The organism is Devosia ginsengisoli, assembly GCF_007859655.1.
GTDB lineage: Bacteria > Pseudomonadota > Alphaproteobacteria > Rhizobiales > Devosiaceae > Devosia > Devosia ginsengisoli.
Genome location: NZ_CP042304.1, coordinates 3906312 through 3924238, shown reverse-complemented (window position 1 = coordinate 3924238; position 17927 = coordinate 3906312). Strand labels below are relative to the sequence as shown.

Sequence of the window (17927 nt, the reverse complement as noted above, 5' to 3'; positions counted from 1 at the left end):
CGGCCCGCCGCTTTACAGACAGGACGCCAGGGATTAGCGTTCAGTCCATCGGCAACTGCCGATATATCAAGGCGGCGCGGAGCCGCGAAACCATCAGGAACAGTGTCATGGAATATCGTCGCCTGGGCAAATCCGGCCTCAAGGTCAGCGAGCTGTCGCTCGGCAGCTGGGTCACCTTCTCCAAGCAGGTGGACGAAAAGGAGGCCCTGGCACTGATGGGCCTGGCCTATGACGAAGGCGTCAATTTCTTCGACAATGCCGAGGGCTACGAGGCCGGCGAATCCGAAACGCTGATGGGCGCAGCGCTCAGGAAGCTCAACTGGAGCCGCGACTCCTATGCCGTCTCCTCCAAAGTGTTCTGGGGCGGCACCAAGCCGACGCAGAAAGGTCTCAACCGCAAGCATGTCACCGAGGCGGCCCATGCCGCGCTCAAGCGCCTGCAGGTCGATTACCTCGACCTCTATTTCTGCCACCGCCCCGATATCGAGACCCCGATCGAGGAAACCGTCTGGGCGATGCACAATCTCATCACCCAGGGCAAGGTGCTCTATTGGGGCACCTCGGAATGGACCGCCCAGCAGCTTACCGAAGCCTGGGCCTTTGCCCGGACCAACCACCTCATCGGCCCGCAGATGGAGCAACCGCAATACAACCTGTTCACCCGCGAAAAGGTCGAGCACGACTATCTGCCGCTCTACGATCTCATGGGGCTGGGCACCACCATCTGGTCGCCGCTGGCCTCGGGCGCGCTGACCGGCAAATACAATGACGGCATTCCATCAGACAGCCGCATGAACCTGCCGGGCTATGAATGGCTCAAGAAGGATTGGACCAGCGAAGCCGGCAAGGCCAAGCTCGAAAAAATCAGGCAACTGGCCAAGCTCGCCAAGGAAATCGGCCTGCCGGTGCATCACCTGGCGCTGCTCTGGTGCCTCGACAACCCGTATGTCTCGACCGTCATTCTCGGCGCCTCGAAGAAAGCCCAGCTCGCGGACAACCTCTCGGCCCTCAAGTCCAAGGACAAGATGACCCCCGATGTGGCTGAGAAAATCGAGGCCATCATGGGCAACAAGCCCAAGGCGTTCGAGCGGTACTAGCTAGATTTCGCAGTCGTCCACCCTCCCCCTTGTGGGGAGGGAAGCGAGATAGGACTTAGCTTGCTAAGTCCGTTGAATCGAGCAGGGTGGGGGTGGCGAACGCGCCCCGAACTCGGCGGGTGCGGACCGCTCGACACCCCCACCCTTGATCCCTCCCCACAAGGGGGAGGGAGACGACTGAGACGCCGGCGGCAATTGTTACGACACCTTAACGTGGCGAACTATTCCCCCTCCCCCGCCGCCCGGTTATCATTGTCGCATGACCGACCTTCCCGGGCGCCGACCGCCGCCCACGCCTGACAAGGCTCCCACATTCCGCGAGCGTATCGAGAACCTCCGCCATCTCGGCCGACTGGTGGCGCAAATCTGGCGCACCAGCCGCCCGCTCACCGCAGCCAGCATCGGGCTGCGCCTCATCGCCTCGCTGCAGCCCATCGCCATGCTCTATGTGGGCAAGCTGATCATCGACGAAGTGGTGCGCCTCACCACCATAACCGCGCCCGGCCCCGGCTTTGCCGACTGGTGGAACAGCGGCACGCTCAATCTCATAGTGGTCCTGCTCGCCATCGAGCTGGCGCTGGTGGTCGCGTCGGATCTTTTGGCGCGGGCCACGGGCCTGGTCGATTCGGTGCTGTCCGAGCTCCATTCCAATACGGTCAGCGTCGAGCTGATGGCCCATGCCGCCAGGCTCGACCTCATGCATTTCGAATCGGCGGAATATCAGGACCGGCTGGAGCGGGCGCGCCGGCAGGCCGCCGGCCGCAATGCGCTGCTGAGCCAGATGTTCGGCCAGGCGCAGGATATCATCACCGTCGCTACACTGGCGGCGGGCCTCTTCGTCTATGCGCCGTGGCTGATCCTGCTGCTGCCGCTGAGCTTCGTGCCGGCCATCTGGGGGGAAACGCGGTTCAATACGCTGGCCTATTTCATGAGCCGCTGGCGCACGCCCGAGCGGCGCGAGCTCGAATATATCCGCTATATCGGGGCCAGCGCCGAAACGGCCAAGGAACTCAAGCTCTTCGGGCTGGGCGACTTCCTCATCACCCGCTTCCGCCAGCTCGCCCACACCATCTATCTGGAAAACCGCAAGCTCTCGACGCAGCGCGCCATCTGGGGCGCATTGTTCTCGTCCATTTCGACGCTGACCTATTACGGCGCCTATGGCTTCATCGTCTGGCGCACGGTGACCGGCGACTTCACCATCGGCGACCTGGCCTTCCTCTCCGGCTCGTTCCTGCGGCTCAACGGCCTGTTCCAGAAAATCCTGCTCGGCTTCACCCAGATTGCCGGCCAGTCGATGTATCTCGACGACCTGTTCAGCTTCTTCGAGATCGAGCCAACCATCCTCTCCCCGGCCAACCCGAAGCCCTTCCCCCAGCCGATCAGTCAGGGCATCACCTTCGAGGATGTGGGCTTTCGCTATCCCGATACCGAGGGCTGGGCCATCCGCCACCTGAGCTTCACGCTCCATGCCGGGGAAACCCTGGCTCTGGTGGGCGAGAATGGCGCCGGCAAGACCACGATCGTCAAGCTGCTGACCCGGCTCTACGACCCGGATGAAGGCCGCATCACCATCGATGGCGTGGACCTCAGGGAGCTCTCCGTCGCCGATATCCACGCCCATATCGGCGTGATCTTCCAGGATTTCATTCGCTACAGCCTCACCGCCCGCGAGAATATCGGGGTGGGGCGCATCGAGGACCAGAATGACATGGCGCGCATCGAGAATGCCGCCGAACTGAGCCTCGCCAATGCGGTGATCGAAAAGCTGCCGGAAGGCTACGACCAGCAGCTCGGGCGCCTGTTCAAGAAGGGTCGCGACCTCAGCGGCGGCGAATGGCAGAAAGTCGCCATCGCCCGCGCCTATATGCGCGACGCCGATCTCATCATCCTCGACGAACCCACGGCCGCGCTCGACGCCAAGGCGGAAGCGGAAGTGTTCTCCCGCTTCAAGAGCCTCGCCGCGGGCAAGACCGCGGTCATCATCTCGCACCGCTTCTCGACTGTGCGCATGGCGGACCGCATCCTCGTGCTGGAAAACGGGACGATCCTGGAATCGGGCTCGCACGCGGAGCTGTTGGCCCTACGCGGGCGCTATGCCGAACTGTTCGAGCTGCAGGCGGCGGGGTATCGGTGACGGGGACGGGCAGTTTCGTGCGGGCACCATCTCACCCATCCACCGTACCTCCCCCGGACTTGATCCGGGGGTCTTTCGCCGCTTGTGCTGCGCTGAGAGTGACCCGCGGATCAAGTCCGCGGGAAGCGCCGGTGGGCTTTGCACAACCCTGCCCTACCCCACCTTCGCCAGCACCCTGCCCTTCACCTCACCCGCCAATATCTCCCGCGCCGCCTCGGGCAATTCCTCCAGCCCCACCTCGCGCACCAGCCCGGCATAGGCGCCAAGATCGAACGTCCCTGATATCCGCGCCCACGCCGCGACGCGCGTGCTGTACGGCTGCATCACGCTGTCGATACCGAACAAACTTATCCCCCGCAGGATGAACGGCAATACATTGGTCGAAAGCTCGATACCTCCGGCATTACCAATACTGGCGACGGAGCCCCCATATTTTACCTGCTTGAGAACCTTGCCCAGCACCTTGCCACCGACATTGTCGATCACCGCCGCCCAGCGTGCCGATTCCAATGGTTTGTCGGGCTGGGCCAAGAACTCCGCGCGGTCGATCACGCCCGCCGCCCCCAGCGTCTTGAGCGCCTCGGCATGCTGAGGGCGTCCCGACAAAGCCGCGACCTGATAGCCAAGCTTTGCCAACATGGATGTCGCAATCGTGCCGACGCCGCCGGCCGCGCCGGTCACCAGGACTTCGCCCGCTTCCGGATTCAGGCCCGCCGCTTCCAGCCGGTCGATGGCGAGCATGGCGGTCAGCCCCGCCGTGCCGACGATCATGGCATCACGCGTCGTCAGTCCTTGCGGCAGCGGCACCAGCCAATCGGCATTGACGCGGGCCCGCTCGCTATAGCCGCCCCAATGGGTCTCGCCGACGCGCCAGCCGGTCAGCACCACCATGTCGCCCGCCTTGTAGCGGATATCGTCGCTGTCGCGCACCGTACCGGCAAAGTCGATGCCGCCGACATGCGGATAGGTCCGCACCAGCCCACCCCCGCCGGTGAGGCAGAGGCCATCCTTGTAGTTGAGCCCCGCCCAGTCGATATCGACCGTCACATTGCCCTCGGGCAGGCGCGCATCGTCCAGCACCTCGACCGCCGATGTCACCTTGCCCTCGGCATCCCGGTCGGTCAGCAATGCGCGGAAACTCATGGTCGACTCCTCCTCGTCTTTTCGCCAGCTTGGCACGGCGGGGCGAATGGAGCCACCCTCTGGCGCCTCGCCCCGAAGCGCCTTACCTCTTGGTTCAGCAAGCCCATCGAGTCATCGCCTTGAGCACACCCAGCGACGCCCAGATATCCGTGATTGCCGAAACCTATCGCCTGCTGGGCGATCCGACGCGGCTGCGCGTGCTGCTGGCCTGTCTTTCCGAGCCCATCGCGGTGGGCGACATCGCCAAGGCCGTCAACGCTTCGCCCTCACTGGTCAGCCACCATCTGCGCCTGCTGCGCGGCGCGGCTGGTGCGGGGAACGCGGCGCAACAAACAGGTGTTCTACGAGACGGCCGACGAGCATATCGCCCATATGCTGGCCGACATGATCGAGCATGCGATGGAAGACCACAGCGAGGACAGCGACACCTGACCGCAGGGGCGCCATCGCTTTTGCCTTGATCTGCACATATGAACATGTATTCATATGAAGGAATTTCGAGGAGCTGAATGATGGCTAACGGCAGCAAGGAACAGGGTCCCATGGCCCATGGGCACGATCATGCCGGCCATGAGCATGCCGATCCCGATCATGCGGAGCATGAGCATCACGACGGCCATGACCATACGGGGCACGACCATGCCGGGCACGATCATTCGGACCACGACCATGCAGGCCACAGCCACGCACCAACGGTGAGTGCCGGCAATGAGCGTGTCGTGCTGATCGGCTTCCTGCTGACGGCCAGCTTCATGCTGGCGGAAGTCGTGGCCGGCCTGCTCTCCGGCTCGCTGGCGCTGATCGCCGATGCCGGGCACATGCTGACCGATGCGGCCGCTTTGCTGCTGGCCTGGGCCGCCTTCCGCTTCGGCCGCCGTGCGTCGGATGGCAAGCGCACCTTCGGCTATATGCGGCTCGAAGTGGTGGCCGGACTCATCAATGCCGTCACGCTGTTCGCCCTGGTCGGCTGGATCATCTACGAGGCCATCCAGCGTTTCATGACGCCGCATGAAGTGCTGGCCGGGCCCATGTTCATCGTCGCCGTGCTGGGCCTCGTGGTCAACATCACCGTCTTCCTCGTGCTATCGCGCGGCGACAAGGAACACGTCAACATCCGCGGCGCCATGGTGCATGTGCTGGGCGACCTGCTGGGCTCGGTCGCGGCCATCGTCGCCGCCGTCACCATCTGGGTCACCGGCTGGATGCCGATCGATCCGATCCTGTCGGTATTTGTCAGCCTGCTGGTGCTGCGCAGCGCCTGGAAGCTGTTCCGCGGCTCGCTGCATATCCTGATGGAGGGCACGCCGGGCAATGTGGTGGTCGAGGATTTGAGCAAGGCACTGGTGGCCAAGGTGCCTGGCCTTGCCGCCGTCCGGCATGTCCACGTCTGGTCCATCACCTCGGGTAAACCCGTGGCGACGCTGGAAATCGTGCTGACACCCGGCGCCGATGCCGGTGCGGTGACACAGGGGGTCAAGCAGGCGCTGAACGCCGACTACGGCATCACCCATTCCACCATCGAGATCGTCTGGGACGAAAACGCCCCCGCCTGCGCGCTGGCGCCAGACGGCGTGCCCTAGTCCTAGCGGTGGATCGGCTCCTTGCGATGCCAATTGTCGAGCTTGCGCGCACCGGAATGAGGTCGCATGGCCCATTCGATACCGTTGCCGATCACATGCTGCACCATGGGATTGTGGTAGATCGGGAAGGTCTCGTGGCCGGGCGAGAAATAGAAGATGCGGCCCAGCCCGCGATAGAAGGTCAGGCCCGAGCGGAACACTTCGCCGCCCTTGTACCAGCTCATGAAGATGATCTCGTCGGCGGCCGGAATGTCGAAGGGCTCGCCATACATTTCCGACTGCGGAATTTCAAAGAAGGGCGGCACGCCTTCGGCAATCGGATGGTTCGGGTTGGTCACCCAGACCCGCTCCAGATCGCCCTCGGGCAATTCGCGCCAGGCCAGGTTGCAATTGGTGCCCATCATGCGGCGGAACATCTTGGAATGATGCCCCGAATGCAGCACGACCAGCCCCATGCCGGCCAAGATGCGCTGCTGCACCCGGTCGATATATTCGTCCTTCACCTCGTCATGGGCCACATGACCCCACCAGGTCAGCACATCGGTGCGATCCAGCAATTCCTGGGTCAGCCCCTGTTCGGGATCGTCGAGAGAGCGCCGCTCGATGGAGAAGTCGCGATCCCCAAGACCGGCAGCGATCGCGCCATCCATGCCATCGGGGTAGATTTTCGCCACCGGCGCATCGCGCTTTTCGTGGCGGCCTTCATTCCAGATGGTCACGCGGATGGTCACGTCTCTCTCCCTCGGTTCGGCGCCATTTGGCGACCTTGACGGGCAATAATGTACACGTCTACATTTTGCAGACAAGCGGGTTCATGGGAGGAAATCATGGTGTTGCGCCTGGGCGTGATCGGGGCCGGCCTCAAGGCGGCGGACTATGCCCGCGGCTGGGCGGCGATGGACGATGTAAAGATCGTCGCCACGGCCGAAGTCAGCGAAGTATCGCGCAAGCGCTTTGCCGATACCTGCGAGGCCGCCGGGGCACCGCGCCCCGCCGAATACCCTGATGCCGAAACCATGCTCGCTGCCCTCAAGGGGCAGATGGACGCTGTCTATGTGTCGACGCCACATGTCTTCCACGGCGCCAATGCATTGGCGGTCATCGAAGCCGGCTATGACCTGCTACTGGAAAAACCGATGGTCACCACGGTCGAGGAAGCCCTCGCCTTGGTCGAGGCCGAAAAGCGCACTGGCCGCACCGTGGTCATCGCCTTCCAGGGCGGGCTGTCTCCGCTGGTGCATGACACACGTGACCGGGCTCGGCGCGGCGAATTCGGCGAACTGGTCAGCGTCAGCGCCTCCATTTGGGAAGGCTGGAAGAACAACTACGCCGGCCAGTGGAAGCAGAACCCGGCCATTTCGGGCGGCGGCTTCATGTTCGATACCGGCGCGCACATGATGAACACGGTCTGCGTGCTGGCCGATGCCGAATTCGCCCGGCTCTCGGCCTATGCCAGCAATCGCGGCATTGCGGTGGACCTTGCAACGGCCGTGGCGGCGCGGCTCAGCAATGGCGCGCTCGTCACCTTCAATGCCGCCGGCGACGGCCCGCCGGGCTGTGCCTCCGCCATCACCTTTTTCTACACCAAGGCCATCGTGCGCATCGACGCCTGGGGCAAGTGGCGCGAGGTCAGCATTGGCGGCATAGCCGAGCCGCGCGAGGAAGGCGAAACACGCGATACGCCAATGCACACTTTCCAGGCGGTGCGCAACGGGCGGCTGGCCAATCCGTCCACCATTGCCAATGGCCTGCGCTTTGCCCGGCTGTGGGATGCGATCAAGCTCTCGGCCTCTCGTGATGGCGAAGCGGTTACGCTAGAGGTGACGGCGCCCCGATAGCGGTGCGGAGACATAGGATGCGGCGCAGGGGCATAACATCGGTCGAACTGGCCAAGCTGGCTGGCGTGTCCTCGGCGACCATATCGCGCGCCTTTGCTGCCAATTCGAGTATGAAGCCGGCGACCCGCGCCCGCATCCTGGCCCTGGCCGACGAACATGGCTTTCGCCCCAATGCCATGGCGCGGGTGCTCAACAACAACCAGTCACGACTGGTGGCTTTGGTGGTCAATACGGTCGCCAATCCGGCCGAAGCCGAAGGGCTCGACCAACTCATCCGGCGCCTGCAGGAACAGGAGCGGATGCCGCTGGTTTTGCGCTGCGCCGACCATGAGGATCGCAGCCGGCTGATGCGCATCGCCTCGACCTATCAGGTCGATCACGTCGTGCTCTATTCCGACGCCGTTTCCATCGCCGACGCCACCCGCATCTTCCATTCGGCCGTGCCCATCATTGCCTCGTCCGAACCGTTGGAGGGACGGGATATCTCGGATGTACGGCTCGACGCGGATGCGGCTACAGCGGAGATCGTCGATCATCTCGTGGTGCAAGGGCGGCGGCATTTCGTCTATCTCTCGGGCCGCGCCTCGAGCCATGTCGACAAGCAGCGCATGGCCTGGTTCGCCGCCGCACTGGCCAGGCATGGCCTGGTCTTCGACCTCGTCGAGCATGGCGATTACTCCTACGAGTCCGGCTACAGGGAGGCCTCGCTGCTGCTGCGCCGCATGCAGCCCGATGTCATCGTCTGCGCCAATGACCTGATGGCCATTGGCGTCAAGGATGCCGCTGCCGCGCTGGGCCACGCGGTGCCGGATGATCTCGCCATTGTGGGCCATGACGGTGTGGCTTTGGCCGGGTGGGAGAGCCATTCCATCACCACCATCGCCCCGCCGCCGGGCGCGGTCAGTGCCGCTTTGGCCGAAATCATCGAACAGCCGGCCGACGTGCCACCGCAGCAGCGCGTCATCGCCTGTGTCGTGCACTGGGGCCGCAGCACCGGCGCGCCGAATTAAGCGACCGAGAGTTTGCGGACCGTTCCGGGACGAACCGGAGCTTTGCTATGCGAGGAGGCGATGGCGGCAAAGCAGAGTTGCAGGCTCAGCAGATTGCCGCGAGCGCCGTTGATGGGCTCGCGGTCTTCTTCGATGGCGCAGAGCAATTCGCCCATGGCGCCATGAAAGCCATCGTTGAACCAGGCGCCCTGCAGCAGCGGATGAGCCTCGCCCTCTGCGGTATAAAGCGTGACGGCCTGGCTGCCGAGATTGGGGCCCTGGCTGACGAGAGATCCCTCGGTGCCCGAAATATAGGTCGTGTCGAGCGGGCCGAACCGGGCATGGGCATCGAAGGCCAGCGAGCATTGGCCGCCTTCGAATTCAACCAGCGCCTGCGCCAGCATGGGCGGCCGCATCTGCTGCCCGGCGGCATGGGCCCGCGTCGCGAAGACATTGGTGGCGCGATCGCCGATCAGGCTCGCCAAAAAGTCGAACCAGTGAATGGCGAAGTCGTAGAAGACCAGATCGTCGATATCTTCGAAGGGCGTGCCCTTGGTCCAGGTGTGGTCCCAATGGACACCCAGATGCACGCTTTGCACCTCCCCGACCACCCCGGCTCGAACGGCCTCGCGCATATAGCCGAAATGCGGTGCCCAGCGGCCATTCTGGTTGACGGCCAACTTGACGCCATTGCGATCCGCCCGCTCGACCAGGGCCTCGCCGACGTCGAGATCGAGCACGAAGGGCTTTTGCGACAACACATGCTTGCGCGCGTCCAGCGCCCGCTCGATCAGCGAGACGCGGGCCGCCGGATGGGTGGCAATGTCGACCACGGCGATATCGTCGCGGCCGAGAATATCGTCCACATCGGTGGTGATGGCAGCTTCGGGGTAGAATTCGTCACGCCGGTTGCGGGCGCGTTCGATATCCTGGTCGCAGATGGCGACAATGTCATAGCCGGCCTGCCGATAGGCTCCCAGATGGGCAAAGGTGATGCCACCGGCCCCGATCAGGGCAATCCGGGGACGGTAGGCCTGAGGGTCGCGTGGCTGATAGGGCAGATCTGGCGCCACGGCCACGCCTTTGGGAGCGTCGGTCAGGGCGTAGGAATCGGCGCTCGCGGTCGTCGTTTCGCTCATGGCAGGAGCCTCACGGTGCGCTTTTCGCTGGCCGACAGCATGGCGCTATCGACAATCTGCTGGCCGATCCGCGACAATTTGGGATCGAGCGGACCCTTGATGGCCTCACCGGTTTCCATGCAGTGCAGCACATATTCGATGGGGTTGCGGTAGGGCGCTGCAATGGTATCGACCGGCACGGTGTGGATCCCGGGCCTGACGCGCGTCTGCATGCTGATCGTGGTCTCGTAGTCATAGCTGGCAATGGTGCCTTCGGTTCCGACGACGACGAAACCACATTTGGGTTGCGGCTGGGTCAGCCAGGGATCGCTGAACGCGCCCCAGCGGGTTTCGAACTTGGACAGGCCGGTCGCATAGCGGGCTACGGTCACCGAATGCTCGTCAACTTCAAGCCCGTCGCGCGTATCGATTGTGGTGGTGATTTCGATGGGCGCGCGCCCATCCAAGAACCAGGTGCCCAGCGTTACGCCATAGCCCAGATAATCGAGCAGGCTGCCGCCGCCGGCCGCCTTGCTGTACCACCACGAGCCGGCCTTTTCGGCCAGGGCCGCATCCTGTTCAACCTCGATCTTGTCGGCGCGGTGATAGAGCGGGCCGCGATTGCCGTCATAATAGTGCACCTCGATCACTTCGCCGATCGCCCCTTCGTCGATCAGGCGCTTGGTGGTGATATGGGGCGGATACCAGGCCAGCGGCCAGTTGATCACAAGTAGGCTGTCGCGCGTTGCGGCGATCATGCGATCGGCCTCGGCCAGGGACGCGGCGAATGGCTTTTCGACGAGAATGGCCACGTCGTGTTTGGCGACCTGTTCCACGAAATCGGCATGATGGGCGGTGGCCGGGCACAGGATGACCAGATCAGGCTTCGCCTCGGCGATGCAGCGGTCGATATCGGTATAGATCGCGCTGTCGGGAATAGCGAAATTCTGCTTCGCCGTCCGCATACGCGCCGGATCGGCATCGCAAAGCGCGACGATCTCGGCCTGAGGATGGTCATGGGCCAGGCGCAGCAGATCGCCCATATGCATGTGGTCGAAATTGATGCCGGCAATGCGCCAGGTTTTCATGCTCTATGCTCCTCCGAAAATCGTTCCCGTGCCCATAGGGCCGCGCCTGTGGCGCCGGGCTGTTCGATGCTTGCCGCAGCGATCTGCGGCTGGACCGGGCCGAACACCGCTGTATTGGCGCGAACCGTCTCGCGGATCGGGCCGAACAGCATCTCACCCGCTTCGGCAACGCCGCCGCCGACAATGACACGCTCGATGTCGGCAATCTTCATGACGTGGGCGATGCCCAGCCCCACCGCATGCCCGACGCGCTCGAAAATCTCGCGGCACTCGGCCTCGCCCTCCCGCGCCGCCGCCGCAACCGCGTCGGCATCGAGCTCGTTCAGGTCGCCGCCGATCAGTTCGCGCAGCATCGGCGCACGACCCTGCAGCAGGGGGCGCAGGGCCGTGGCGGCGATGGCCGGACCCGACGCATAGGATTCGATGCAGCCAAGCCCGCCACACCCGCAGCGCAGGCCATGCGGATCGATGCTGATATGGCCGAATTCCCCGGCCATATGGTTGGGCCCGAAGCGCAGCTTGCCGTCGAGCACGAGGCCGCCACCAACGCCGGTGCCCAGCGTTACCCCGAGCAGGTTGGCGGTGCCGCGCCCGGCGCCAAGGCGCGCTTCGGCCAGCGTAAAGCTGCGCGCGTCATTGATGAGATAGACCGGCAATCCGATCAGCGCGCTCAGCGCATCAGTGAGCAGAAAGCCCTGCCAGCTCTCGGAAAAATTGGGAAGAAGGATGATCCGTCCAACGGCCGGATCGATCACTGCCGGAACACCGATGCCCACCGCAACGATGGATTCGCGGGCAAGATGGGCGCGCTCGACCATGGCGGAAACCGCTTCGGCCACCTCGGCCAGCACGACGTCGACCTTGCGGTGGGAGCCGGTGGATAGCGTGACCGTATCGGTCAGGCCGCCGCCCGCCACCTGCCAGCCGATCTTGTAGCGCGTTCCGCCCAGATCGATGCCGATGGTGGCGGTGGGAAAGCCGGGTTTGGAATAGTGGGTCAGTTTCTGTCGCCTTGGACACTTGCCAGATGCTGGAGACCTGTATACTGGTACGGACCACCTAATGTCCATACCAGTAATTTCAGAAGCACAACGTGAACCCCAGCGACCTGCGCACCGTCCTCGATCATCGCTCGCCAACACCACTCTTTGTGCAGCTCAAGGATGTGTTGCTGCATGGCTTGCGTAGCGGCATGTGGTCCGAAGACCAGCCCCTGCCCTCGGAGCGGCAGTTGACGAGCGAGCTTGGCGTATCGCGCGCCACGGTGCGCCAGGCCATCCAGGAGCTGGAAAACGAAGGCTGGCTCATCCGGCGGCAGGGCAAGGGGACGTTCTCCAGCCAGCCCAAGGTCGAGCAGCGGCTCGAATTGCTGGCGGGCTTCAGCGAGAATATGCGCGCGCAGGGGTTCGAGCCGACCTCGCGCGTGCTGGAAACCGGTCTCACCTCGGCAAGCGAGAAGGTCGCCCGGGTTTTCAACCAATTGCCGGGCTGGCCAGTGGTCACCCTGCGACGCGTGCGCCTGATCGATGGCGAACCGCTGCTCTACGAGATTTCCCATATCAACGAGACACTGGCGCCGGGGCTGGCGACATTCGATCTGGCCGGCTCGCTCTATCATACGCTGCTGACCCATTACCGCATCACGCTGGCCGGTGGCGAAGAGACGATCGAAGCGGTCTCTGCCGATGTCGAACTGGCAGAACTGCTCGACGTCGAGCCGGGCGCGCCGCTGGTCTACACCGAACGAACTGTGGTGACCGACAAAGGCCAGCCCGTCGAATTCACCCAGCGCTGGGGCCGCGGCGACAAATCCAGCTTCCGCGTCAAGCTCTCGGCCGGCAACACCCTGATTACCCGAAAGGAAGACACGACCAATGGATAGAACGCCCGCCACCGCCTATTTCGACGCGGCGGAAGCCCTGCTCAAGCGCGTCCGCGACACCCAGGGCGATGCGATCGAAACCGCCGCGACCTGGTGCGCCGACGCCATCGCCCGCAAGGGCCTGGTGCATCTGTTCGGAACCGGCCATTCGCGCATGGCGGTCGAGGAAGTGTTTCCCCGCTATGGCAGCTTTCCCGGCTTCCACCCCATGGTGGAACTGTCGATGACCAACCACACCCAGGTGGTCGGCTCGAACGGCCAGCGCCAGGCGATGTGGATCGAACGCCAGGAAGGGTTCGGCGAAGTCATTCTCTCCAATTACGTGCTGCGCGACTATGACGTGATGGTGGTGTTCTCCACCTCCGGAACCAATGGCGTGGTGGTGGATGTGGCGCTGGGCGCCAAGGCGCGCGGCATGAAGGTCATTGCCATCATTGCCGCCCAGTATTCCGCCCTGCTGCCGAGCGGGCATTCCTCCGGCAAGAAGCTGGCCGATATCGCCGATCTGGTGATCGACAATTGCGCGGTGCCGGGCGACGCCATGGTGGACATTCCCGGCGTCGACGTGCCTGTCGGTCCTGGCAGCACCATCGGCAATACGGCCGTGGTCAATGCCATAAAGTGCCTGATTGCCGCCGACCTGGCAGCGCGCGGCCAGATGCCGCTGGTGCTGGCCAGTGCCCATACAATGGGCGCTGAAGCATCGAAACAGCGCTTCGAAGACACCTATAACGACTATCGCGACCGCGTGAAGGTGCTCTATGGCGCCTGACCGTTCAATCGCCCTCGTCACCGGGGCCTCGGGCATTGCCGCAGCCACGGCGCGCTATCTGTCGCGCCAGGGCCTCGGCGTTGCCGCGCTCGACCGTGCGCCCGATAATCTCGCCGCGCTGGGCGAAACCATTCCGGACCTGCTGGCTATCCAGCATGACCTGACCGAACCCGATGCGGCAGCCGATGCCGTAGCGCAGGTGCTGGCCCGCTTCGGCCGCATCGACGTGCTGGTCAATGTCGTCGGCATCAGCGGTAGGCGCTTCGGCGACGGCCCGGTGCATAGCTGCACCGACGAAGGCTGGGACACGGTGATGGATACCAATCTCACCACGACCTTCCGCATGTGCCGCGCCGCGCTGGAGCCGATGATGGCGGCGGGCCATGGCAGCATCGTCAATACCGCTTCGGTGCTGGGCTATGCCCCGGCCAAGCTCTTCGCCACCCATGCCTATGCGGCATCCAAGGGCGCCATCATCGCGCTGACCCGGACCATGGCCGCCTATTATGCCGATCACGGCATCAGGGTGAATGCCGTGGCGCCCGGCCTCATTGAAACGCCGATGAGCCTGCGGGCTCAGGGCGACGAGCCGACCAAGGCCTATATCAAGCATCGCCAGCCACTGACCGGCACCTTCGGCTCTGCCGAAGACGTGGCCGATGCCATCGGCTTTCTGGCGCTCGATCAATCCAGATTTGTAACCGGGACCGTGCTCGAGGTTGCCGGGGGGTGGGGAGTCGCAGGATGACCAGCTTGAACTACAAAACCGACCTGCCAGTACTCGCACAATGCGACGTGCTGGTGATTGGCGGTGGCAGCGCCGGCTCGGCCGCTGCCATTGCCGCAGCGCGCCAGGGCGCCAGTGTCGTTCTCGTCGAGCGCTACGGCTTCCTCGGCGGCACCGGCGTCATGGTGCTCGATACCTTCTATGGCTTCTATACGCCGGGCCAGACCGAGAAAAAGGTCGTCGGCGGCATTCCTGACGATGTGATTGCCGGACTTTCGGCGCACAATGTGCTCATCAAGCGGCCCAATACCTATGGCGCCGGCGCCGGGCTCACCTATGACCCCGAAGTGCTCAAGGTGGTGTGGGACAAGCTGGCGCATGATGCGGGCGTCAAGGTGCTGTTCCACAGCTACTTCATTGACCTGCTGCGCGACGGATCACAGCTCAAGGGCGTCCTTGTCGGCACGCCCAAGGGGCCGCAGGCGATTATGGCCACGACCATCATCGATGCGTCGGGCGACGCTACCGTGGCCGCCCGCGCCGGTGCGCCATTCGAGGACTCTGGAGCCCTGGGCATCGCCCAGTCGCTGACCACCACGTTCAAGATGATCAATGTCGACATGGCGGCCGCCAAGGCCTTTCCCAAGCAGGCCATGTGGGACCTGATGGCGGCCAAGAGCGACAGCTACAATCTGCCGCGCAAGGAAGGCAGCGCCCACATCACCCCGCATGACGGCGTGATGGTGACCAATATGACCCGCGTTGGCGGCGTTGACGGCACCGATGTGCAACAGCTCTCCGCCGCCGAAAGGGAGGGCCGGCTGCAGGCGCTCGAATATGCGCGCTTCCTCGTCGATAACGTGCCGGGCTATGAAAAGTCGGTGCTGGGAGGCTTGGCCATCCAGATCGGCGTCCGCGAGACCCGCCGCATCAAGGGTGAATACTGGCTGACCCGCGAAGACGTGCTGGCGGCCCGCCAGTTCGACGACGCCATCGCGCAATGCGGCGCGCCGATCGAGGAGCATCATGCCGGCGGCAATACCCGCTGGGAATATGTGCCCGATAGCGGCACCTATGGCATCCCCTATCGGTGCCTGTTGCCGCAGGATGTCGACGGAATGCTGGTTGCCGGCCGTTGCCTCAGCGCATCGCATGATGCCCATGCCAGCGTGCGCTCGATCGGCCAGTGCCTGGCCATGGGCCAGGCGGCCGGTGTCGCGGCTGCACTCTCCACCAGCATGGGTGTAGCGCCGCGCACCTTGCCCGCCACGCTGATCCGCGAACGGCTTGCCGATATGGGAGCCGTGCTGTGATCGTCCGCACGGTTCTCGGCGATATCGACCCGGCTGATCTGGGCCTGACCCTGGGGCATGAGCATATCTACGCCGTGCCCCCGTCCGACGTAATCGACCCCGACCTGCGGCTCGATGACGAAGCATTGGCGCAGCGCGAGCTGGAACTGTTTGCCACGGCGGGCGGACGATCCGTCATCGAAATGACCACGATCGACTATGGCCGGGATGCCGCAGTCATGACGCGCATTTCGGCGGCCAGCGGCGTGCATCTCATCGCCGCGACCGGCTATAACAAGGGCAAGTTTGCCGACCGGATCAGCTCCACCCTGACCACGGAGGCCATTGCCGCCTGGATGATCGACGAGGTCCAGCACGGCATTGCCGGCTCAACGGCCAAAGCCGGGCTCATCAAGGCATCATCGAGCCTGGATGGTCCGGGGCCGCACGAGCGCCGTGTCTTCGAAGCCGCTGCCGTGGCCCACCGGGCCACCAATGCGCCTATCAGCACGCATACCGAAAAGGGCAGTTGGGCCATCGGCCAGGTGCAATTGCTGGGCGACCATGGCGTGCCGGCCGATCGCATCCTGCTGGGCCATCTCGATCTCAAACCCGATCTTGGCTATCTGCGCGAAGTCGCGGCGACCGGAGCCTTCCTTGGCTTCGACCAGTTCGCCAAGGCCAAATATCTCGCCGACGCCGACCGCATTGCCCTCGTCGTCGCATTGGTGGCGGATGGCCATGGCCACCAGATCATGCTCAGCGGCGACATGGCGCGCCGGTCCTATCACCAGGCGCATGGCGGCGGGCCGGGCTTTGCCCACATCCCCAGCACCATTCTGCCGGCGCTGCAGAGCGCCGGCCTGTCATCCACCGATATCGAGATGCTGGCCGTCGGCAATCCCCGGCGGTTCCTGGCCTTTGATCCGGTGGCGACCTGATTACAACAACAGTCCAGGGAGGACATCGTGTTCAAATTCTCAAAAATGACGATGGCATGGGGGATCGCACTGCTCGCCGGCATTGCCATGCCGGCCATGGCTTATGCCGCCGAGCTTTCGGTGGTGTCGGGCAGCACGGGGCGGAGCGTCGAATTCCTGCGCACCCAGCTTGACCGCTTCGAGGCAGATACCGGCCATACGGTGACCATCGTGCCGATGCCATCCTCGACCACCGACCAGTTCGGGCAGTACCGCCTGTGGCTCGCCGCCGGCAATACCGATATCGACCTCTACACCACGGACGTAATCTGGGCGCCCCAGCTTGCCGACCAGTTCCTCGACCTCACCGAGGCGGCAAAGGATGTGGTGGACGACTTCTTCCCCTCGATCATCGAGTCGCAGACCGTAGATGGCAAGCTGGTTGCCCTGCCGTCCTATACCGGCGCACCGGCGCTTTACTACCGCAAGGATCTGCTGGAAAAGTACGGCAAGTCGGTTCCGACCACCTGGGCCGAAATGACCGCGACGGCGCAGGAAATCATGGATGGCGAGCGCGCTGCCGGCAATGCCGATATGTGGGGCTTCGTGTTCCAGGGCAATGCCTATGAAGGCCTCACCTGCGATGCGCTGGAATGGGTGAAATCCTATGGTGGTGGGCAGATCGTGGAGCCCGATGGCACTATCTCGATCAACAACAACAACGCCGTCGCCGCCATCGACCTGGCCGCTAGCTGGATCGGCACCATCTCGCCGGAAGGCAGCCTCGCCTATATGGAAGAGGAAAGCCGCGGCGTGTGGCAACTCGGCAATTCGGTGTTTCACCGCAATTGGGAATATGCCTATGCGCTCGGAAATAGCGGCGACAGCCCGATCAAGGGCCTGTTCGATGTGGCGCCGCTACCATCGGGCGAAGGTCCCGATGCCCGTTCGGCGGCGACGCTTGGCGGCTGGAACTATGCCGTTTCCAAATATTCGAAGAACCCGGATGCCGCCATCGAGCTGGCGCTCTATCTGACTTCCTACGAGGTTCAGAAGGAGCGGGCGATCGAGCTGACGGAAATGCCGACGCGCCCGGCACTTTATGACGATGCCGAAGTGGCGGCGGCCCAGCCGATCGTGCCGGCGTGGAAAGACGTATTGCTCAATGCTGTGCCGCGGCCGTCGGCCCCGACCAAGACCGACTATAACGAGGTTTCCTCGCTGTTCTGGAGCGCGGTTCACAACACGCTGGCCGGCAATGGCTCGGCTGCGGAAAATCTGGAACTGCTCGAGGCAGACCTTTCCGACCTCAAGGGCGACGCCTGGTAACAGGCCACTCTGACA

General features: G+C 63.9%; 17 protein-coding genes and 1 pseudogene. 13 read left to right on the top strand and 5 right to left on the bottom strand.

Annotation, left to right across the window (positions count from 1 at the left end; all coding sequences use genetic code 11):
• Positions 1-107 precede the first annotated feature (107 nt).
• A complete protein-coding gene (locus FPZ08_RS19160) occupies positions 108-1097 on the top strand; it encodes a potassium channel beta subunit family protein (protein ID WP_146291920.1) in 990 nt (329 codons plus the stop codon).
• 259 nt (positions 1098-1356) lie between these two features.
• Positions 1357-3234, top strand: coding sequence for an ABC transporter ATP-binding protein (locus FPZ08_RS19155; RefSeq protein ID WP_146291918.1), 1878 nt, complete (start codon positions 1357-1359; stop codon positions 3232-3234).
• Positions 3235-3387: 153 nt separating this feature from the next.
• Here the strand turns inward: FPZ08_RS19155 and FPZ08_RS19150 are convergent, their stop codons facing one another.
• A complete protein-coding gene (locus tag FPZ08_RS19150) occupies positions 3388-4377 on the bottom strand; it encodes an acrylyl-CoA reductase family protein (RefSeq protein ID WP_146291916.1) in 990 nt (329 codons plus the stop codon).
• Between FPZ08_RS19150 and FPZ08_RS22865 the strand changes: the two are divergent.
• The 3 genes and pseudogenes from FPZ08_RS22865 to FPZ08_RS19140 form a co-directional block, all read left to right on the top strand.
• Positions 4326-4625, top strand: a pseudogene (locus tag FPZ08_RS22865) (hypothetical protein); the annotation flags it as partial. The gene FPZ08_RS19150 and the pseudogene FPZ08_RS22865 sit on opposite strands and share 52 nt — an antisense overlap.
• A gap of 61 nt (positions 4626-4686) precedes the next feature.
• On the top strand, positions 4687-4809 hold the full coding sequence (locus FPZ08_RS22860) for a hypothetical protein (RefSeq protein WP_342780191.1): 123 nt from the start codon (positions 4687-4689) through the stop codon (positions 4807-4809).
• A gap of 80 nt (positions 4810-4889) precedes the next feature.
• The gene (locus tag FPZ08_RS19140) at positions 4890-5957 is read left to right on the top strand and encodes a cation diffusion facilitator family transporter (RefSeq protein WP_246132717.1); all 1068 of its coding nucleotides are present in this window, start codon (positions 4890-4892) and stop codon (positions 5955-5957) included.
• A gap of 2 nt (positions 5958-5959) precedes the next feature.
• Here FPZ08_RS19140 and FPZ08_RS19135 read toward each other — a convergent pair whose 3' ends face one another.
• Complete coding sequence (locus tag FPZ08_RS19135; RefSeq protein ID WP_146291914.1) at positions 5960-6688, bottom strand: ThuA domain-containing protein; 729 nt, start codon at positions 6686-6688, stop codon at positions 5960-5962.
• Between the two features lie 96 nt (positions 6689-6784).
• Between FPZ08_RS19135 and FPZ08_RS19130 the strand changes: the two genes are divergently transcribed.
• A complete protein-coding gene (locus FPZ08_RS19130; RefSeq protein WP_146291912.1) occupies positions 6785-7795 on the top strand; it encodes a Gfo/Idh/MocA family protein in 1011 nt (336 codons plus the stop codon).
• Between the two features lie 17 nt (positions 7796-7812).
• Positions 7813-8805, top strand: a complete 993-nt coding sequence (locus FPZ08_RS19125; protein WP_146291910.1) for a LacI family DNA-binding transcriptional regulator — start codon at positions 7813-7815, stop codon at positions 8803-8805.
• On the opposite strand, the gene FPZ08_RS19120 is transcribed toward FPZ08_RS19125, so the two are convergent.
• From FPZ08_RS19120 to FPZ08_RS19110, 3 genes are read right to left on the bottom strand one after another with little or no spacing between them, the layout of a single operon-like run.
• Positions 8802-9923, bottom strand: coding sequence for a Gfo/Idh/MocA family protein (locus FPZ08_RS19120; RefSeq protein WP_146291908.1), 1122 nt, complete (start codon positions 9921-9923; stop codon positions 8802-8804). The two genes, FPZ08_RS19125 and FPZ08_RS19120, sit on opposite strands and share 4 nt — an antisense overlap.
• Positions 9920-10990, bottom strand: a complete 1071-nt coding sequence (locus FPZ08_RS19115; protein WP_146291906.1) for a Gfo/Idh/MocA family protein — start codon at positions 10988-10990, stop codon at positions 9920-9922. Before FPZ08_RS19115 ends, FPZ08_RS19120 begins: the two co-directional genes overlap by 4 nt.
• Positions 10987-12060 (bottom strand): ROK family protein, encoded by a 1074-nt coding sequence (locus FPZ08_RS19110; RefSeq protein WP_146291904.1) that lies wholly within the window; start codon positions 12058-12060, stop codon positions 10987-10989. Before FPZ08_RS19110 ends, FPZ08_RS19115 begins: the two co-directional genes overlap by 4 nt.
• 23 nt (positions 12061-12083) lie before the next feature.
• Between FPZ08_RS19110 and FPZ08_RS19105 the strand changes: the two genes are divergently transcribed.
• From FPZ08_RS19105 to FPZ08_RS19080, 6 genes are read left to right on the top strand one after another with little or no spacing between them, the layout of a single operon-like run.
• Positions 12084-12872, top strand: coding sequence for a GntR family transcriptional regulator (locus FPZ08_RS19105; protein WP_146291902.1), 789 nt, complete (start codon positions 12084-12086; stop codon positions 12870-12872).
• Entirely contained in the window at positions 12865-13644 is a 780-nt protein-coding gene (locus tag FPZ08_RS19100) for a sugar isomerase domain-containing protein (protein ID WP_146291900.1), read from the top strand. The genes FPZ08_RS19105 and FPZ08_RS19100 overlap by 8 nt, the downstream gene beginning before the upstream one ends.
• A complete protein-coding gene (locus tag FPZ08_RS19095; protein ID WP_146291898.1) occupies positions 13634-14392 on the top strand; it encodes an SDR family NAD(P)-dependent oxidoreductase in 759 nt (252 codons plus the stop codon). Before FPZ08_RS19100 ends, FPZ08_RS19095 begins: the two co-directional genes overlap by 11 nt.
• Positions 14389-15684, top strand: a complete 1296-nt coding sequence (locus FPZ08_RS19090) for an FAD-dependent oxidoreductase (protein WP_146291896.1) — start codon at positions 14389-14391, stop codon at positions 15682-15684. The genes FPZ08_RS19095 and FPZ08_RS19090 overlap by 4 nt, the downstream gene beginning before the upstream one ends.
• A complete protein-coding gene (locus FPZ08_RS19085) occupies positions 15681-16604 on the top strand; it encodes a phosphotriesterase family protein (RefSeq protein ID WP_146291894.1) in 924 nt (307 codons plus the stop codon). The genes FPZ08_RS19090 and FPZ08_RS19085 overlap by 4 nt, the downstream gene beginning before the upstream one ends.
• A 45-nt stretch (positions 16605-16649) precedes the next feature.
• Complete coding sequence (locus tag FPZ08_RS19080; protein WP_146293312.1) at positions 16650-17912, top strand: ABC transporter substrate-binding protein; 1263 nt, start codon at positions 16650-16652, stop codon at positions 17910-17912.
• Positions 17913-17927 lie beyond the last annotated feature (15 nt).